The sequence below is a fragment of the Klenkia sp. PcliD-1-E genome (genome assembly GCF_024124375.1).
In the GTDB taxonomy this organism is placed as follows: domain Bacteria; phylum Actinomycetota; class Actinomycetes; order Mycobacteriales; family Geodermatophilaceae; genus Klenkia.
The window spans coordinates 1-16312 of the sequence record NZ_JAMXRZ010000012.1; the positions used below are offsets into that span (position 1 = coordinate 1).

A 16312-nucleotide genomic window follows, 5' to 3' on the forward strand; every position below is an offset into this window, starting at 1 on the left:
GCGCCGACGGCGACCGCCGCGACCAGCGCCACCCGCGCCCCGCCCGGGCGACGGGGCGGGGCGGGCTCCGCGGGGTGGGGCGCGGCGTCGACGTGCGGCTCACCGCCCGACCAGGGCTGCGCCTGCGTGTGCGCGGCGGGGTCGGCCGAGGGGAACTGCTGCTGCGGGTCGGTCACGGTGGCTCCTGGTCGAGGGGGTCGCTGCACCGACCACCCTCGGACCGCACCCTGTGCCCTGCCCGAGCCCCGGCTGGGCTCAGCCGATGCGGACCAGCTTCTTGTTCACGAACTCCTCGGCGGCCAGCAGGCCCATCTCGCGCGAGGTGCCGCTGCGCTTGACGCCGCCGAAGGGCAGCTCCGGGGAGTCGGCGAGCACCAGGTTGACGTAGACCATGCCGGCCTCGATCCGGTTCGCCACCCGCTCGCCCTGCTCGGGGTCGGTGGTGAACACGTAGGAGCCCAGGCCGAAGCCGGTGTCGTTGGCCAGCTCGACCGCGGCGTCCTCGTCCGGGACCGAGTACACGACGGCGACCGGGCCGAAGAACTCCTCCCCGTAGGCCGGGTTGTCGGCGGTGACGCCGGTGAGCACGGTCGGCTCGAAGAAGGCGTCGCGGCGGGTGCCGCCGGCGACCAGGGTCGCGCCGTGGGCCACCGCGCGCTGCACCTGCTCGTCCAGGGTCTCGGCGGCGCGCAGCGAGGACAGCGGGCCGAGCTCGGTCTCGGCCTTCGTCGGGTCGCCGGGCTCGATGGCGGTCATCGTCTCGGTGAGCTTGGCGAGGAAGTCCTCGTACAGGTCGGCGTGCACCACGAACCGCTTGGCCGCGTTGCAGGACTGGCCGCTGTTGTCCATGCGGGCGTCCACGGCGGAGGTGACGGCGCCGTCCAGGTCGTCGGTCGAGAGCAGGATGAACGGGTCGGACCCGCCCAGCTCCAGCGCCACCTTCTTCAGGTGCCGACCGGCGACCTCGGCCACCGCGGTGCCGGCCCGCTCGGAGCCGGTCAGCGAGACCCCCTGCACCCGGGGGTCGCCGATGATCGTCGCGGCCTGGTCGTTGCTGGCGTACACGTTGACGTAGGCGCCCTCGGGGAACCCGGCGTCGGCGAAGACCTGCTCGATCGCGGCGGCGGACTCCGGGCACTGCGGGGCGTGCTTGAGGATGATCGTGTTCCCCAGCACCAGGTTGGGGCCGGCGAACCGGGCCACCTGGTAGTAGGGGAAGTTCCAGGGCATGACGCCCAGCAGCGGGCCGAGCGAGGCCTTGCGGACGACGGCGGTGCCGGCCGAGCCCTCGGCCAGCTCGATCGGCTGGTCGGCGGTGATCCGCTCCGCGTTGTCGGCGTAGTACTCGTAGATGTCGGCGGCGAAGTCCACCTCGCCCTCGGCGGCGGTGATCGTCTTGCCCATCTCGCGCACGATGAGCGCGGCCAGCTCGGCCTTCCGCTCGCGGTGCAGCTGGGCGACGCGCCGGACCAGCTCGCCGCGCTCGGCCGCCGTGGAGCTGCGCGACCAACCCCGGTGCGCGGCGCTGGCCGCGGCGATCGCCGCCTCCACCTGCTCGTCGGTCGCGGTGGGGTAGCTGGCCACGGTCTCGCCCGTGGCGGGGTCGACGACGGCGTACTCGCTCATGGTGGGCTCCGATCGGGGGGACGACGCGTCTCGACGCCGCCGCTGACAACGGATAGCGTCGCTGTGGAACACCGTATCGACGGTTTCCGTCGTGAGCTAGGGGGACAGATGGTGCGCTACGGCCCGCAGTTCGGCCCGGACATCACCTACCTCGGCGTCGACCGGTGCGACCACACCGACCCCGCCTCCATGGCCGGCGCCGACGTCGTCGTGCTGGGCGCCCCCTTCGACGGCGGCACCTCCCACCGACCGGGCACCCGGTTCGGGCCGCAGGCGATCCGGATGACCGACTACCTGCCGCACGACGGCTCGCGACCGAGCCTCGCGCTGCGCACCGACGGGCTGCGCGATCTGCGGGTGCTGGACGCCGGGGACGTCGAGATGTACTCCGGCGACATCGAGACCGCCCTGCCCGCACTGCGCTCCGCGGTGGCCGACGTGGTCCGGGCCGGGGCGATCCCGGTCGTCCTGGGCGGCGACCACTCGATCGCGTTCCCCGACGCGGGCGGGGTCGCCGACGTCCTCGGCCACGGCCGGGTCTCGATGATCCACTTCGACGCGCACGCCGACACCGGGGACATCGAGTTCGGCTCGCTGTGGGGCCACGGCCAGCCGATGCGGCGACTCGTCGAGAGCGGGGCGCTGCGCGGCGACCGGTTCCTGCAGATCGGGCTGCGCGGCTACTGGCCGCCGCCGGAGACGCTGCACTGGATGGCCGCCCAGCGGATGCGCTCCTACGAGATGACCGAGATCGGCCACCGTGGGCTGCAGACCTGCCTCACCGAGGCGTTCGCGATCGCCACCGACGAGTGCGACGGCGTCTTCCTCTCCGTCGACATCGACGTCTGCGACCCCGGGCACGCCCCCGGCACCGGCACGCCCGAGCCGGGCGGCCTCACCGCCCGCGAGCTGCTGGACTCGGTGCGCCGGATCTGCCTGGAGCTGCCGGTGGTCGGCATCGACGTGGTCGAGGTGTCCCCGCCCTACGACCACGCCGACATCACCGCCGCGCTGGCCAACCGCGTCGTCCTCGAGGCGCTCTCCGCCATCGCCCGCCGCCGGTCGGGCATCCCGTTCGACCCCTCGCTCCCCCTGCTCGCAGATCGGAACCTGCCATGACCGCGCACCCGCTCGACCCGTTGTCCGCCGACGAGTTCCGCGCCGCGGCGGCGATCCTGCGCCGGGACCGGGGCGTCGGCGAGGGCTGGCGGTTCGCCGGGATCGAGCTGCGCGAGCCGGCCAGGGACGTCGTCCGCACCTGGGCGGCCGGGGACCCGAACCCGCGCGAGGCCCGGGTGACCTGCTTCGACCGCTCGACGAACTCCGCCTACAAGGCGGTCGTGTCGCTCACCGAGGACGCCGTCCTGGAGTGGACGCCGGTGCCGGGCGAGCAGCCGAACATGACCGTCGACGAGTGGCACGAGGCGCACGTCGAACTCATCAAGCACCCGCAGGTGATCGCCTCCCTCGCCGAGCGCGGGATCACCGACCTGGACCTGGTGCTCATCGACACCTGGGCCTACGGGCACTCCCTCATCCCGCAGCAGTTCGCCGACCGACGGGTCGGCTGGACCGACGTGTGGGTGCGCGAGACCCCGAACGGCAACCCTTACGCCCACCCGGTCAACGGGCTGCACCACGTGGTGGACCTCAACACCATGGAGCTGCTGGACATCGAGGACACCTTCCGGGTGCCCGCCCCGCAGGGCGCGATGGGTGAGTACGTGCCCTCGCTGGTCCCCGGCCTGGTCGAGCGCACCGACGTGAAGAAGTTCGAGCTCACCCAGCCCGACGGCGTCTCGCTGTCCATGGAGGGCAACGAGCTGCGCTGGCTGGACTGGTCGATGCGCGTCGGGTTCAACCACCGCGAGGGCCTGGTGCTGCACCGGGTGTCGATCGACGGCCGGTCGGTGGCCCACCGGATGAGCTTCGCCGAGATGGTCGTGCCCTACCGCGACCCGGGCACCGACCACTCCCGCCGCACCGCCTTCGACATCGGCGAGTGGGGCCTGGGCTTCATGACCACGTCGCTGGAGCTGGGCTGCGACTGCCTGGGCGAGATCACCTACCTGGACGCCGTGCTGCACGACAGCCACGGCGAGCCGTACACCATCACCAACGCCGTCTGCATCCACGAGGAGGACGACGGCGTGCTGTGGAAGCACGTCGACGAGCACGCCGGCGCCGAGGTGCGCCGGTCCCGCCGGCTGGTGGTCAGCTTCCACGCCACCGTGGCCAACTACGAGTACCTCGTCTACTGGCGCTTCTACCCCGACGGCCAGATCGAGTGCGAGGTGCGGGCCACCGGGATCATGGTGACGTCCTCGTTCGAGGGCACCCCGCCCGAGCACGGCACCGTCGTCGACGACCACACCTACGCCCCGGTCCACCAGCACTTCATCGTGGCCCGGCTGGACATGGAGGTCGACACCCCCGACAACACGGTGGTGCAGTCGCACACCGAGGTGCCGCCGATCGGGCCCGGGAACCCCCACGGCATGGCGTTGACCCCCCGGAAGCAGCCGATCACCACCGAGGGCGGGTTCGACCTGGACTGGGCCTCCCAGCGCGGGTTCTCGGTCACCTCGGCGTCCCGGCGGAACGCCTGGGGCGCGCCGACGGCCTACAAGCTGGTGCCGACGGCGGCGATCCCCGCGCTGGCCGGGCCCGAGAGCCCGCTGATGCAGCGGGCCGGGGTGGTTGCGCACCCGGTGTGGGTCAGCCCGTACCACCGCGAGGAGCGTTGGCCGTCGGGCGAGTTCTGCAACCAGAGCTCGCGGGACGCCGGCCTGCCGGCGTGGACGGAGGCCGGGCGGTCGGTGGAGGCCACCGAGGTCGTGCTGTGGCACGTCTTCGGCCTGCACCACGTGCCGCGGGTGGAGGACTGGCCGGTCATGCCGGTGGACGTCGTGCGGTTCGAGCTCAAGCCCTGGGGCTTCTTCGACCGCAACCCGACGCTCGGCATGCCCCCGTCGGCCTCGGGGCAGCCGCACTGCCACTGACGCAGCTACGCCGTGGGGTAGCGGACGACCGAGCCGGGCTCGCCCAGGCGGGCCAGCACGAGGCCGAGGGCGGCCAGCCGGACGACGTCGCGGGCCCCGCGGTCGGCGGTCACCGGGCAGACGCCGGCGCAGGCACCGGACGGCAGCGCGGTGAGCAACCGGGCCGCGGTGGCCGGCATGGGCTCCTCGGTGACGACGGCGAAGGCGTCCGCGCCGTGCCGGGCCAACCACTCACCGGGCAGCAGCGCGCCCGACAGCGCAGTGGCGGCCTCGACCAGCTGGCCGGCGCCGAGCGGCAGACCGGCGGGTGCGGGCAGGCCGACCAGCACCAGGCCGGTGGTGGGCGCGGCGGGCGGGGTGGGCCGGCGCAGGGCGAGCACGTCCAGCAGCGCGGTCCGGCCGGGCAGCAGGGTGGTGGCGTCGACGTCGAGCAGAGCGGTCACCCCGTCGAGATCGGCGCCGCGCGGGGATGGTGGAGGCGCTCTCCCCCGCAGGGGTGATCAGTCCGAGGGCGCGGTGACCGGCCGGAACGCACCGGTGGCGGGCCCGGGCCACAGCGCCTCGAGCACCTCGACGGTCTCGTCGCGGGCCCCCGAGGCGGCGCCGACCGTGCGGTACCGGGTGGGCGGCCGGCCGTCGACCATGTCGTCGAGGACGTCGGCGACGACGACGGTGACGTTGTCCGAGGCCGGGGCGGCGAGCGCGGCGCCCAGCAGGGTGGCCGCCGCCTGGTCGGCGTTCTCGGCGACCGCGAGCAGCTCGGCGATGACCTGGGCGGGCAGCGCGCCGGACAGCCCGTCGGAGCAGACCAGCAGCCGGTCACCGGGCCGGATGTCGACGGCGAGCACCTCCAGGCCCTCGACGTCGTCGGTGCCGCCGTGCAGCGCGGCGTAGACCGCGGAGCGCTGCGGGTGCACCAGGGCCTCCTCGGCGGTGATCGACCCGGCGTCCATGAGGGCCTGCACGAGGGTGTGGTCCCGGGTCAGCTGCACCAGCTCGGGTGCCCGCCAGCGGTAGGCGCGGGAGTCGCCGATGTGCGCGAGCACCGCGCCGTCGCCGAGCACGCCGATGCCGCACAGCGTGGTGGCCATGCCCTCCAGCCGCGGGCGGTGGGAGACCGCGGTGCGGATGCGCTCGTTGGCCGCCGACACCAGGCGGGCCAGGCCGCCGTCCGGCTCGTCGGGCAGCAGCCCCGCCCCCAGCGGCGCGAGCCAGGAGATGACCAGGCCGGAGGCCACCGCGCCGCCGACGTTGCCGCCCACGCCGTCGGCGACCGCGACCAGCGCCGGGGACACCAGACCGGAGTCCTGGTTGTCCGGCCGGGGCCCGGTGTGCGAACGGGCAGCCGCGTGCAGCGCCAGCGCCACGTCCACCCCCGTCCCCGGCCGCACCCTGCGGCCGATGATCAGTAGACCAGCCGACGGGGCCGGTCGCGCGTGCGCGGGGCGTGGCCCGACCCGGTCGGGGTGGTCAGGGGGCCAGCTGGAGGGCCACCGCGCGCACCGGTGCGCCGTCGGCGCCGGTCAGCCGCACCGGCAGCAGCGACACGAACGGGTCGGGGAAGTCGACCGCGGCGAGGTTGGTCAGGTTCTCGCAGATGACCCCGCCGGCGGCCGCGACGAGGTGGTGCACGGGGTAGCCCTCGCCGGGGTCGGCGTCGGTCGGGGTGACGTCGAGATTGGGGGCGTCCAGGCCGACGGTGCGCACGCCGGCCGCCAGCAGGCGCCGGGCGGCGTCCGCGTCGAGGAACGGGTGGTCGAAGTAGGCCGGCGTGCCGTAGTGCGCCGACCAGCCGGTGTGCAGCAGCACGACCGTGCCCGGGGCGACGTCGGGTTCGCCGAGGTCGGCCCAGGTCAGCCGGGTGCGCGGGGCCCGGCCGCGGACGTCGAGCAGCACCGCCGGACCGGTGAACAGGGTCAGGTCGAGCTCGTCGATGCGCAGCCCGTCGTCGGCGAAGTGGTAGGGCGCGTCGACGTGGGTGCCGGTCTGCGAACCCATGCTGATCGCCTGCACGTGGAAGCCGTCCGCGGCCACCGTGGCGTGCGGGTGCGAGGTGAACACCGGGTCACCCGGGAAGACCTGGGTGCCGGCGTCCACGGGGACCGAGAGGTCGACCAGCCGTGTGACGCGCACGTGTCCTCGTTTCGCTCTGGTGAACTTTCGTTGCCTTCGGAGCAACTGTGGCCCTACGGTACCGACTGGTGGCCCCCGTCACCGCCGAGGAGGAGAGCCGCGATGGCCAGCACGCCCACCCCGACCCGTCGTCCCCGCGCGCTGGAGGTCGAGCAGCACGGCATCGACACCATCCCCGACGCCGAACGGACCTCGCGTCCGCTGGACCTGCTGCGCATCCAGTTCGGCGGGGCCAACACCTTCGCCACCATCATCCTGGGCACCTTCCCGGTGCTGCTGGGGCTCTCGTTCGCCCAGGCCGCCGCCGCGACCGTGCTCGGCGTGGTGCTCGGCGGGCTGATCCTCTCGCCGATGGGCCTGTTCGGCCCGCGCACCGGCACCAACAACGCGGTGTCCTCCTCGGCGCACTTCGGCGTCCGGGGCCGGATCGTGGGGTCCTTCCTGTCCCTGCTGACCGCGATCGCCTTCTACTCGATCTCGGTCTGGGTGTCCGGCGACGCCCTGGTGGCGGCCGGCAACCGGTTGTTCGGCCTGCCCGACGGCGACCTGACCCGCGCGCTGGTCTACGCCGTCCTGGGCGGGCTCGTGGTGGTGGTCGTGGTCTACGGCTACCAGTTCATGCTGCTGGTCAACAAGGTCGTGGTGGTCGGCAACACCGTGCTGATCCTGCTGGGCCTCATCGCCTACGCCGGCGTCTTCGACCCCGGCTACGACCCCGGGCCGGATGCCTACGCCCTGGGCTCCTTCGCCCCCACCTTCGTGCTCAGCGTGCTCATCGTGATGGGCAACCCGGTCTCCTTCGGCGCCTTCCTCGGCGACTGGTCGCGCTACATCCCGGCCGCGACGTCCCGGACCCGGCTGCTGGGCGCCACGGTCGCGGCCCAGCTGGCCACCCTCGTGCCGTTCCTGTTCGGGGTGGCGACGGCGACGCTGGTGGCCGGCGAGGTCGACTACGTGTTCGCCCTCGTCCAGCTCTCCCCGCTCTGGTACGCGCTGCTGCTCATGGTCGTCGCCGTGCTGGGTGGCCTGTCGACGGGCGTCACCTCGCTCTACGGCACCGGCCTGGACTTCTCCTCGGTGTTCCCCCGGCTGGGCCGGGTGCGGGCCTCGCTGGTGATCGGCACGCTGTCCTTCGTCTTCATCCTCGTCGGCCGGCTGGCCTTCGACCTGGTCGGCAGCGTGAACGCCTTCATCGGCGCGATCGTCATCTGCACCACGCCGTGGATGGTGATCATGGCGCTGGGCTACGTGGTGCGCCGCGGCTTCTACGACCCGGCCGCCGTCCAGGTGTTCAACCAGGGCCGCGAGGGCGGCATCTACTGGTTCTCCGGTGGGGTCAACTGGCGCGGGATGGTCGCCTGGATCCCGTCGGCGGTCATCGGGCTGCTGTTCGCCAACTACCCGCCGCTGATCGTCGGGCCGTTCACGAACGCGTTCGGCGGCGTCGACGTCAGCCTGCCGGTCGCCCTGCTGCTGGCCGCCGTGGTCTACCTGGGGTCGCTGTTCCTGTTCCCCGAGCCGCGGTACGTCTTCGGCCCGCAGGGCCCGCGGTGGGTGCCCAGCGCGCCGGGCGAGGCGCCGCCGGTCACCGACCCGGTCCGTCCCGCGGGCGCCGGGCTGCCCTCGTGACACCGCTGGAGGCCCTCGACGGGCTGGTCGCGGCGTTCGCGTCGTCGGACGAGGACGCCTACTTCGCCTGGATGCACCCCGACGCCACCTTCGTGCTGCCCGGCAGCCCGCGGTTCGGCTCACGCGAGGAGTACCGGGCGGCGTGGCGGTCCTGGGTGGCCGACGACGGCTTCCGGGTGGTCTCCTGCAGCTCCACCGACCAGCACGTGCAGCTCGTGGGGAACACCGCGGTGGTCACCCACGCCGTCCTCACCACGGTCGCCACGCACGAGGGCGAGACGACCACGCACGAGCGGGAGACCGTCGTCCTGGTCCCCGACGGCGACCGCTGGCTGGTCGCCCACGAGCACCTCTCACCTTCTGGAGCAGCGCAGTGAGCACCCCCATCGGCCCGGTCGACGCGACGAAGGTCCCCCGCTACGGCGGCCCGGCCACCTTCGCCCGGCTGCCCCGCCTCGACGAGGTGTCCCGCGCCGACGTGGCCGTCGTCGGCATCCCGTTCGACTCCGGCGTCAGCTACCGGCCCGGCGCCCGGTTCGGCCCGGGCCACGTGCGTGCCGGCTCCAAGCTGCTGCGCCCCTACAACCCGGCGCTGGACGCGATGCCCTTCGGCACCCAGCAGGTCGCCGACGCCGGCGACCTGGGGGTGAACCCGTTCGACATCGAGGAGGCCATCCAGACCATCGACGACGGGATCAGCGCGCTGCGGGCCGACGGCGCACAGGTGCTGACCCTGGGCGGCGACCACACGGTGGCGCTGCCGATCCTGCGGTCGGTGGCCCGCGACCACGGCCCGGTCGCCGTGCTGCACTTCGACGCGCACCTGGACACCTGGGACACCTACTTCGGCGCGCCCTACACCCACGGCACGCCGTTCCGGCGGGCCAGCGAGGAGGGGCTGGTCGACCAGGAGCGGTCGATGCACATCGGCATCCGCGGGCCGCTGTACTCCAAGCAGGACCTGGAGGACGACGGCGTGCTCGGTTTCCAGGTGGTGCGCAGCGACGACTACGAGGTCGACGGCACGGCCAGCGTCGTGGAGCGGATGCGCCGCCGGCTGGGCGACGGGCCGGTCTACGTGTCGGTGGACATCGACGTGCTGGACCCCGCGCACGCGCCGGGCACCGGCACGCCGGAGGCCGGCGGGCTGACCAGCCGGGAGCTGCTCAACACGCTCCGCGGCCTGGTCGGCCTGGACGTCGTCGGCGCGGACATCGTGGAGGTCTCCCCCGCCTACGACCACGCCGAGCTGACCGCGGTGGCGGCCTCGCACACCGCCTACGAGCTGCTCAGCGTGCTGGCGCTCAACCGCGCCTGAGCTACCCGACCGCCCCGCCCACCAGGGCACCGACCCCGAACGTCACGGCCATCGCGATCGCGCCACCGACGACCAGCCGGACGACGGCGGTGCCCACCCTCGACCCGCCGAGCCGGGCGCTGACCGCACCGGTGAGCGCCAGGGCGAGCAGCACCACCACGAAGGTGACCGCCACCCGGACGGAGGTCGGGGCCAGCAGGATCGCGGCCAGGGGCAGCAGCGAGCCGAGGGTGAAGGCCAGCGCGGAGGCACCCGCGGCGTGCCAGGGGTTGGTCAGCTCGTCGGGGTCGATGCCGAGCTCGGCCTCGACGTGCGCGGCGAGCGCGTCGTGCTCGGTGAGCTCCTCGGCGACCTTCCGCGCGGTGGCCGCCGACAGGCCCTTCGTCTGGTAGATCGCGGCCAGCTCCTCGAGCTCCTGCTCGGGCATCTCGGCCAGCTCGCGCTTCTCCTTGCGGACCAGGGCCCGCTCGCTGTCGCGCTGGCTGCTCACCGACACGTACTCGCCCAGCGCCATCGACACCGCACCGGCCACCAGCCCGGCGACGCCGGCGGTGAGCACCGGCCCGTCGGCGGTGGTCGCCCCGGCCACGCCGACGACCAGGCCGGCGGTGGACACGATGCCGTCGTTGGCGCCGAGCACCCCGGCGCGCAGCCAGTTCAGCCGGGAGCTCAGGGCACCGGCGTGCGGCTCGTCCTGGTGGGTGGGCGCGTCCTGCGTGGTCACGGCGGCGACGGTAGGTCGCGCGCGACCGTGCTGCCAGCGAGGGAAGGCTGGGCTACCCGGGAGGTCAGCCCTCCGGGGGACGGGTGCCCCAGGCGTAGGTCTGCTTGGCCAGGCCCAGGTAGAGGAAGGTCTCGGTGGACTCCACGCCCTCGACCGCCCGGATGCGGCTCACGGTGTCCAGCAGCTGGGTGTCGTCGACGCAGACCACCTCGACCAGCAGGTCCAGCGAGCCCGCGGAGATGACGACGTAGTCCACCTCGTCGAAGGCGGCCAGCGCGTCGGCGACCACCCGGCTGTCCCCGCGCACCCGGACACCGACCATCGCCTGCCGCGGGAACCCGACCTGGCGGGGGTCGGTGACCGCGACGATCTGCATCACCCCGGCGTCCAGGAGGCGCTGCACCCGCTGCCGGACGGCGGCCTCGCTCAGCCCGACCGCCTCGGCGATGCGGGCGTAGGGACGGCGACCGTCCTGCTGCAGCTGCTCGATGATGGCCCGGGAGGTGTCGTCGAGCACCACCGCCTGCCGCTCCACCACGCGCCCCCCTACGGATACCGTCGTCCGCCGGTCCCCCGACGACGCGAACAGTAGTCCTGGCCGGTCGCGTCAGTCCGCCAGCGACGCCCGACGCCGCACGCGCCGCTCGTACCGGTCCAGCTGCCCGCCCAGCGGACGGCCCAGGTACCGGCCGAGCACCACCCCCGCGGCCAGCGCCAGCCCGACCGCCGCGGCGCCGACCAGCTCGCCCGTACCGCCGGCGACGTCGCCGCCCACCACGACGGCGAACAGGCCGCGGTAGATGGCCAGGCCCGGCAGCAGCGGCACGATGCCGCACACCGCCACCAGCAGTGCCGGCACCCGGAGCCGGCCGCCCAGGGCCTCGCCCCCGAAGCCGACGACCGCGGCCGCGGCCGCGCTGGCCACGGCCGGGCCGACCCCGAGGGCACCCGCCGCGGCCGTGGTGGCCCAGGACAGACCGCCGGCCACCACGGCCACGGCCAGACCGCGGGGCCCGGCGTAGGAGGCCAGCGCCCACGAACCCCCCATGAGCGCCGCCGCCGTCAGCGCCACGGCGAACGGGACGCTCACGGTGGCCGGGTCGACCACCCGCAGCGGGACCTCCACCCGGCGCGCCACGTCCAGCACCGCGGCGATGCCGACGACGATGCCGGTGGTCAGGGTGACCACCTCGAACGCCCGGGCGGCCGCGGTGACCGGGAACCCGCTGATGGCGTCCTCGGCCGCGCCGACCAGGTAGAGCCCGGCCAGCAGCACGACGATCCCCGCGGCGACCACCAGCGACGCCCGGATCTCCACGCCCGCGGCGACCAGGACGACCGCCGTCGAGGTGACCACGGCCGCGCCGGCCGCCTGCTGGAAGAACACCGGCAGGCCGCGCCGGTTGAGCAACCGGATGGTCCGTTCGACGACGGCGGTGGTGACCGCCGCGACCAGGGCGACCAGCCAGCTCCCGCCCAGCAGGACCGCGACGCAGGCCGCGACCCCGGACCACCCCAGGGCGTGCAGGGACCGGCGGTAGGGGTGGGGTGCGGCGAGCACGGCGTCCAGCCGCCGGTGGGCCTCCTCGAGGGCGAGCAGCCCGTCGGTGACCTCCGTGGCCAGGTCGGTGATGCCCTGCAGCCGGGTGTAGTCCAGCCCGCGCGGCCGGACGATCCGCATGACCACCAGCGGCGGGACGTCGTCCGGGTCGTAGCCGATGGTCAGCGAGGTGAAGGTCATGTCCACCTGGCAGTCGGTCAGGCCGTATGCGGCGGCCACCCGCAGCGCGCCGGCGGTCACGTCGGCGGCCGAGGCGCCCACGGACATCATCGCCTCGCCGATCCGCAGCGCCAGCGACAGCGCGGACCGCGCGGTGGCCTCGTCGACCCCACCGGGCCCGGCCCGCAGCGCCAGCGGCTCGGTGGGCGGCCCGGACCCGCTGACCGCCCGCCGCGCCCGGTCGGGCAACCGCCGTCCCCACCCCTCGCCCGCCATCCCCGCAGGCTACGGAGGGCGAGGCTGCCCGGCGTGGATCAGGTGGGACGACGAGCGTGCATCCTCAGCCACCGACGTCGGCGGCTGAGGATGCACACTGCCCGTCGGAGCTGAAACACGCCGCTCCGGCCGGCCGGGGGCTCAGGCATCAGGCGAGGGCGAGGGTGGCGCGGGCCCGGCGGGCGACCGCCTCGTCCAGCAGCGTCCCGTCGGCGCCGACCGCCACCCCGGGGCTGGCCTCCAGGCGGGCGAGGACCTCCCGGGCGGCGGCGACCTCCTCCGGGGCCGGCCGGCAGACCCGCTCGACCACCTCGACCTGGGCGGGGTGGATGCAGGCCCGCCCCCGGAAGCCGAGGGCCACCAGCCGCCGCGTCTCGGCCTCGAAGGCGGCGAGGTCGCGGAACACGGTCGACACCGCGGCCGGGGGCGGCGCGATCCCGGCGGCGGCCGACGCCAGCACCACCGAGGAGCGGGCCAGCAGCAGCTCGGCGCCGTCCGGACCGGGCGTGACGCCGAGGTCGGCGGCCAGGTCGACCTCGCCGAGCTGCAGGCAGCGCACCCGCGGCCCGCCGGCCAGCGCGGGCGCGGCGAGCACCCCGGCAGCGCTCTCCACCAGCGGGCTCACACCCAGGGTGCACGGCGCCCGGCCGGTGGCCTCCTCGGCGGCGGACAGCTGGTCGTGCACGCGCTCCAGCAGCGCCCGCGTGGACGCCTTCGGCAGCAGCACGCCGGTGAGCCGGGCACCCCGGGCCACCGCGGCGACGTCGTCGGCACCCCGCTGCCCGGTGCCCACCCGGACCCAGACCTGGGTGTCGGTGGCCGGTCCGGCCAGCCAGTCGACGACGGCGGCGCGGGCGTCGTCCTTGCCGGCCGGGGGGACGGCGTCCTCCAGGTCCAGGACGACGGCGCCCGCCCCGGTGGCCACGGCCTTGTCGAAGCGGTCGGGCCGGTCCCCGGGTACGTAGAGCCAGGACCGCACGGTCACCCGACGACCGTCTTCCCCGCGACCAGGGACTTCGCGATGACGGTGCGCAGCACGTCGTTGGTGCCCTCGCCGATGGCCATCAGCGGGGCGTCGCGGTAGAGCCGCTCGACGACGAACTCGGTGGAGTAGCCGTAGCCGCCGTGGATGCGCATGGCCTCCAGCGACAGCGACAGCGCGGTCTCCGAGGCGAAGACCTTGGCCATGCCGGACTCGGCGTCCACCCGCTTGCCGGCGTCGGCCTGGGAGGCGGCCCAGTAGGTGAGCAGCCTTGCTGCCTGCAGCTGGGTGGCCATCTCGGCGAGCTTGAGCGCGATGGCCTGGAACTCGGCGATCGGGTGGCCGAACGCCTCGCGCTCGCCGGCGTACTTCAGCGCTGCGTCGTAGGCGGCCTGCGCGACGCCGACCGAACGGCCGGCGATGTTGAGCCGGCCGATCTCCAGCCCGGACAGCGCCTGCTGCATGCCGCGGCCCTCGACCCCGCCGAGCACGGCGTCCACCGGCACCCGGACGTCGACCAGGTTGATCTCGCAGGACTCGGTGCCCTTGTAGCCGAGCTTGCCCAGGTCGCGGCTGACCTCGAAGCCGGGGGTGTCGGTGGGGACCAGCAGCAGCGACATGCCGCGGTGCCGGGGCTGCGCGTCCGGGTCGGTCTTGACCAGGACGGGCAGGACGTCGGCGTGCCGGGCGTTGGTGATCCAGGTCTTGGTGCCGTTGACGACGTAGTGGTCGCCGTCGCGCACGGCCCGGGTGGCGATGCCCTGCAGGTCGGTGCCGGCGCCGGGCTCGGTGAGGCCCACCCCGGTGCGCCACTCTCCGGTGGCCAGCTTGGGCAGGTAGTGCTGCTTCTGCTCGTCGGTCCCGTGCTTGGCGATCATCCAGGCGGACAGCCCGTGGCTGCCGAGGATGCCGGCGATGCCCATCCAGCCGCGGCTGATCTCCTCGTAGACCAGCGTGAAGCTGACCATGTCCAGGGCCAGGCCGCCGTACTCCTCGGGCGTGGTGAGCCCGAACAGGCCGAGGGCCTTGAGGTGGTCGACGATCTCGGTCGGGTAGCGCCCGGTGCGCTCCCACTCCGAGGCCACCGGCACGATCTCGCGGTCGACGAAGCGCCGCAGCGTCTGCTGGAAGTCGCGCTGTTCCTCGGTGAGGGTGAAGTCCACGGGTCAGCTCCCCTGCTGTCCGAACGCGCCTGCGGCCTCGAGCTCGGCCACGCGCTCGGCCGAGTAGCCGAGCAGGTCGCGGGTGATGCGGTCCTGGTGCTCGTTGCGGTGCGGGGCCCGGCGGTGGTCGGTGCGCGGCTCGCCGAAGCGGACCGGGCTGCCCACCTGCTTCACGGTGCCCCAGTGCGGGTGCTCGGTCTCCAGCAGCAGTCCTCGGGCGGCGGCCTGCGGGTCGGCCAGGGCCTGGCCGACGTCGTTGATCGGGGACGACGGCACCCCGGCGGCGCGCAGCTGCGCCATCCAGTGCTCCACCGTGTCGGTGCGGAACGCCTCCTTCAGCTGCGGCAGCAGGGCGTCGCGGTGGCGGTCGCGAAGCGCGAAGGTGGCGAACCGCCCGTCGTCCCCGAGGTCGGGCCGACCGAGGACCGCGACCAGGCGCTGCCAGAACTTCTCCTTGGCGCAGCCGACGACCAGCCAGCCGTCGGAGGCCTCGAACGCCTGGAACGGCACCAGCGAGGGGTGCGCGGAGTCCTTCGTGCGGACCGGTTCGTACCCCGCCGTCATCGCCCACGTCGCCGGGTAGGTCAGCAGCGAGACGGCGGTGTCGTAGAGCGAGACGTCGCAGTCGCCGCCGACCCCGTCCCGCCGGGCGGCGTGCAGGCCGGCGAGCAGGCTGAGCGCGGCGACGAACCCGCTGGAGAAGTCGACGAGGGACAGCCCGGTCTTGGTGGGCGGGCCGCCGGGGTCGCCGGTGAGGCTCATCCACCCGGCGATGCCCTGCAGCACGTAGTCGTAGCCGGGCTCGGCCTGCCGGGGCCCGGTCATGCCGAAGCCGGTGAGGCTGCAGCAGACGATCGCCGGGTTGAGGTGGGCGAGGTCGGCGTACCGGATGCCGATCTTGGCGGGGACGTCGCCGCGCAGGTTGGACCAGACGGCGTCGCTGGTGCGCACCAGGTCCTCGAACACCGCCCGGCCGGCGGCGGTGGAGATGTCGAGGGACAGGCTCTGCTTGTTGCGGTTGAAGGTCTCGTAGAACAGCGAGTCCTCGCCGTGCACGTAGGGCGGGACGTAGCGGCCGATGTCGCCGCCGGTGCGCGGGTCCTCGATCTTGATGACCTCGGCGCCCAGGTCGGCCAGGTGCACGCTGCCGAAGGGGCCGGCGCCGTACTGCTCGAGCGCGATGACCCGGACGTCCTCCAGCGGCCTCATGCCATCGGCCCGGTCTTGGCCTCGGGGAAGTGGCCCTGCCCGATGCCGCTCTCCCGGGTGGCCACCATCACCGAGCGCTTGAACGAGATGCATTCGTCGCCGTCGGCGTTCAGCCCGCGGGTGACCATCGAGACGATGCCGGCGTACGGGCGGCTCTTCGAGGCGCGCAGCGCGGTGCAGAGGCTCTCGGCGTAGAGGGTGTCGCCGACGTAGACCGGGTGGGTCAGCTTCACGTCGGTCATCTCCAGGTTGGCGACCGCGTTCTGGCTCATGTCCAGCACGCTCAGGCCCAGCGTCAGCGCGATGGTCAGCCCGGAGTTGACGATCACCCGGCCCCCGGTGATCGGGTTCTGCGCGGCCAGGTGTGCGTTGACGTGCTGCTGGTTGGTGTTCATCGTCAGCATCGTCAGCCAGGTGTTGTCAGCCTCGGAGATCGTGCGGCCGAGCGGGTGCTGGTAGACGTCGCCGACGACGTAGTCCTCGAAGAACCGCCCCAGGACGGCGGGGTGCGTGGCCATGGATGTGCCTCC

General features: G+C 73.9%; 16 protein-coding genes. 5 read left to right on the plus strand and 11 right to left on the minus strand.

Going from position 1 to position 16312, the window contains the following annotated elements; translation table 11 throughout:
• Positions 1–255: 255 nt before the first annotated feature.
• Positions 256–1626 (minus strand): NAD-dependent succinate-semialdehyde dehydrogenase, encoded by a 1371-nt coding sequence (locus NH342_RS04270; RefSeq protein WP_253011675.1) that lies wholly within the window; start codon positions 1624–1626, stop codon positions 256–258.
• A gap of 108 nt (positions 1627–1734) precedes the next feature.
• Here NH342_RS04270 and speB (NH342_RS04275) point away from each other — a divergent pair, with 108 nt between their 5' ends.
• Both speB (NH342_RS04275) and NH342_RS04280 read left to right on the plus strand, forming a co-directional pair.
• Positions 1735–2745, plus strand: coding sequence for an agmatinase (gene speB / locus NH342_RS04275; RefSeq protein WP_253011677.1), 1011 nt, complete (start codon positions 1735–1737; stop codon positions 2743–2745).
• Positions 2742–4628: a primary-amine oxidase gene (locus NH342_RS04280; protein ID WP_253011679.1), complete on the plus strand. Its 1887-nt coding sequence runs from the start codon at positions 2742–2744 to the stop codon at positions 4626–4628. Before speB (NH342_RS04275) ends, NH342_RS04280 begins: the two co-directional genes overlap by 4 nt.
• A gap of 5 nt (positions 4629–4633) precedes the next feature.
• Here NH342_RS04280 and NH342_RS04285 read toward each other — a convergent pair whose 3' ends face one another.
• The 3 genes from NH342_RS04285 to NH342_RS04295 all read right to left on the minus strand — a co-directional run bounded on the left by NH342_RS04285 (position 4634) and on the right by NH342_RS04295 (position 6761).
• Positions 4634–5071, minus strand: coding sequence for a hypothetical protein (locus NH342_RS04285; protein WP_253011681.1), 438 nt, complete (start codon positions 5069–5071; stop codon positions 4634–4636).
• Between the two features lie 57 nt (positions 5072–5128).
• Positions 5129–6001 (minus strand): PP2C family serine/threonine-protein phosphatase, encoded by an 873-nt coding sequence (locus NH342_RS04290; RefSeq protein ID WP_253011684.1) that lies wholly within the window; start codon positions 5999–6001, stop codon positions 5129–5131.
• Positions 6002–6098: 97 nt separating this feature from the next.
• Positions 6099–6761 carry a cyclase family protein gene (locus tag NH342_RS04295; protein ID WP_253011688.1) on the minus strand — a complete coding sequence of 221 codons (663 nt, stop codon included), beginning with the start codon at positions 6759–6761 and terminating at the stop codon, positions 6099–6101.
• A 102-nt stretch (positions 6762–6863) separates the two neighbouring features.
• Between NH342_RS04295 and NH342_RS04300 the strand changes: the two genes are divergently transcribed.
• From NH342_RS04300 to speB (NH342_RS04310), 3 genes are read left to right on the plus strand one after another with little or no spacing between them, the layout of a single operon-like run.
• Positions 6864–8390 carry a cytosine permease gene (locus NH342_RS04300; RefSeq protein ID WP_253011691.1) on the plus strand — a complete coding sequence of 509 codons (1527 nt, stop codon included), beginning with the start codon at positions 6864–6866 and terminating at the stop codon, positions 8388–8390.
• A complete protein-coding gene (locus NH342_RS04305) occupies positions 8387–8767 on the plus strand; it encodes an SgcJ/EcaC family oxidoreductase (RefSeq protein ID WP_253011694.1) in 381 nt (126 codons plus the stop codon). The genes NH342_RS04300 and NH342_RS04305 overlap by 4 nt, the downstream gene beginning before the upstream one ends.
• On the plus strand, positions 8764–9708 hold the full coding sequence (gene speB, locus NH342_RS04310) for an agmatinase (protein WP_253011697.1): 945 nt from the start codon (positions 8764–8766) through the stop codon (positions 9706–9708). The genes NH342_RS04305 and speB (NH342_RS04310) overlap by 4 nt, the downstream gene beginning before the upstream one ends.
• Before the next feature lies 1 nt (position 9709).
• On the opposite strand, the gene NH342_RS04315 is transcribed toward speB (NH342_RS04310), so the two are convergent.
• The 7 genes from NH342_RS04315 to NH342_RS04345 form a co-directional block, all read right to left on the minus strand.
• Positions 9710–10432 (minus strand): VIT family protein, encoded by a 723-nt coding sequence (locus NH342_RS04315; protein WP_253011700.1) that lies wholly within the window; start codon positions 10430–10432, stop codon positions 9710–9712.
• 64 nt (positions 10433–10496) lie between these two features.
• Positions 10497–10970, minus strand: a complete 474-nt coding sequence (locus NH342_RS04320) for an Lrp/AsnC family transcriptional regulator (protein WP_253011703.1) — start codon at positions 10968–10970, stop codon at positions 10497–10499.
• A gap of 69 nt (positions 10971–11039) precedes the next feature.
• Positions 11040–12428: a threonine/serine exporter ThrE family protein gene (locus tag NH342_RS04325; RefSeq protein ID WP_253011706.1), complete on the minus strand. Its 1389-nt coding sequence runs from the start codon at positions 12426–12428 to the stop codon at positions 11040–11042.
• A 148-nt stretch (positions 12429–12576) separates the two neighbouring features.
• The gene (locus NH342_RS04330) at positions 12577–13413 is read right to left on the minus strand and encodes a CoA ester lyase (RefSeq protein WP_253011708.1); all 837 of its coding nucleotides are present in this window, start codon (positions 13411–13413) and stop codon (positions 12577–12579) included.
• Positions 13410–14573 (minus strand): acyl-CoA dehydrogenase family protein, encoded by a 1164-nt coding sequence (locus NH342_RS24070; protein ID WP_253011711.1) that lies wholly within the window; start codon positions 14571–14573, stop codon positions 13410–13412. Before NH342_RS24070 ends, NH342_RS04330 begins: the two co-directional genes overlap by 4 nt.
• A 3-nt stretch (positions 14574–14576) precedes the next feature.
• Positions 14577–15782 (minus strand): CaiB/BaiF CoA-transferase family protein, encoded by a 1206-nt coding sequence (locus NH342_RS04340; protein ID WP_253011714.1) that lies wholly within the window; start codon positions 15780–15782, stop codon positions 14577–14579.
• On the minus strand, positions 15779–16300 hold the full coding sequence (locus NH342_RS04345; RefSeq protein WP_253011717.1) for a MaoC family dehydratase: 522 nt from the start codon (positions 16298–16300) through the stop codon (positions 15779–15781). Before NH342_RS04345 ends, NH342_RS04340 begins: the two co-directional genes overlap by 4 nt.
• Positions 16301–16312: the final 12 nt, after the last annotated feature.

Bases quoted from the DNA above. Each gene is read 5' to 3' on its own strand.
- NH342_RS04270 (WP_253011675.1), bottom strand. From the start codon at position 1,626: ATGAGCGAGTACGCCGTCGTCGACCCCGCCACGGGCGAGACCGTGGCC.
- speB (WP_253011677.1), top strand. From the start codon at position 1,735: ATGGTGCGCTACGGCCCGCAGTTCGGCCCGGACATCACCTACCTCGGC.
- NH342_RS04280 (WP_253011679.1), top strand. From the start codon at position 2,742: ATGACCGCGCACCCGCTCGACCCGTTGTCCGCCGACGAGTTCCGCGCC.
- NH342_RS04300 (WP_253011691.1), top strand. From the start codon at position 6,864: ATGGCCAGCACGCCCACCCCGACCCGTCGTCCCCGCGCGCTGGAGGTC.
- NH342_RS04325 (WP_253011706.1), bottom strand. From the start codon at position 12,428: ATGGCGGGCGAGGGGTGGGGACGGCGGTTGCCCGACCGGGCGCGGCGG.
- NH342_RS04340 (WP_253011714.1), bottom strand. From the start codon at position 15,782: ATGAGGCCGCTGGAGGACGTCCGGGTCATCGCGCTCGAGCAGTACGGC.
- NH342_RS04345 (WP_253011717.1), bottom strand. From the start codon at position 16,300: ATGGCCACGCACCCCGCCGTCCTGGGGCGGTTCTTCGAGGACTACGTC.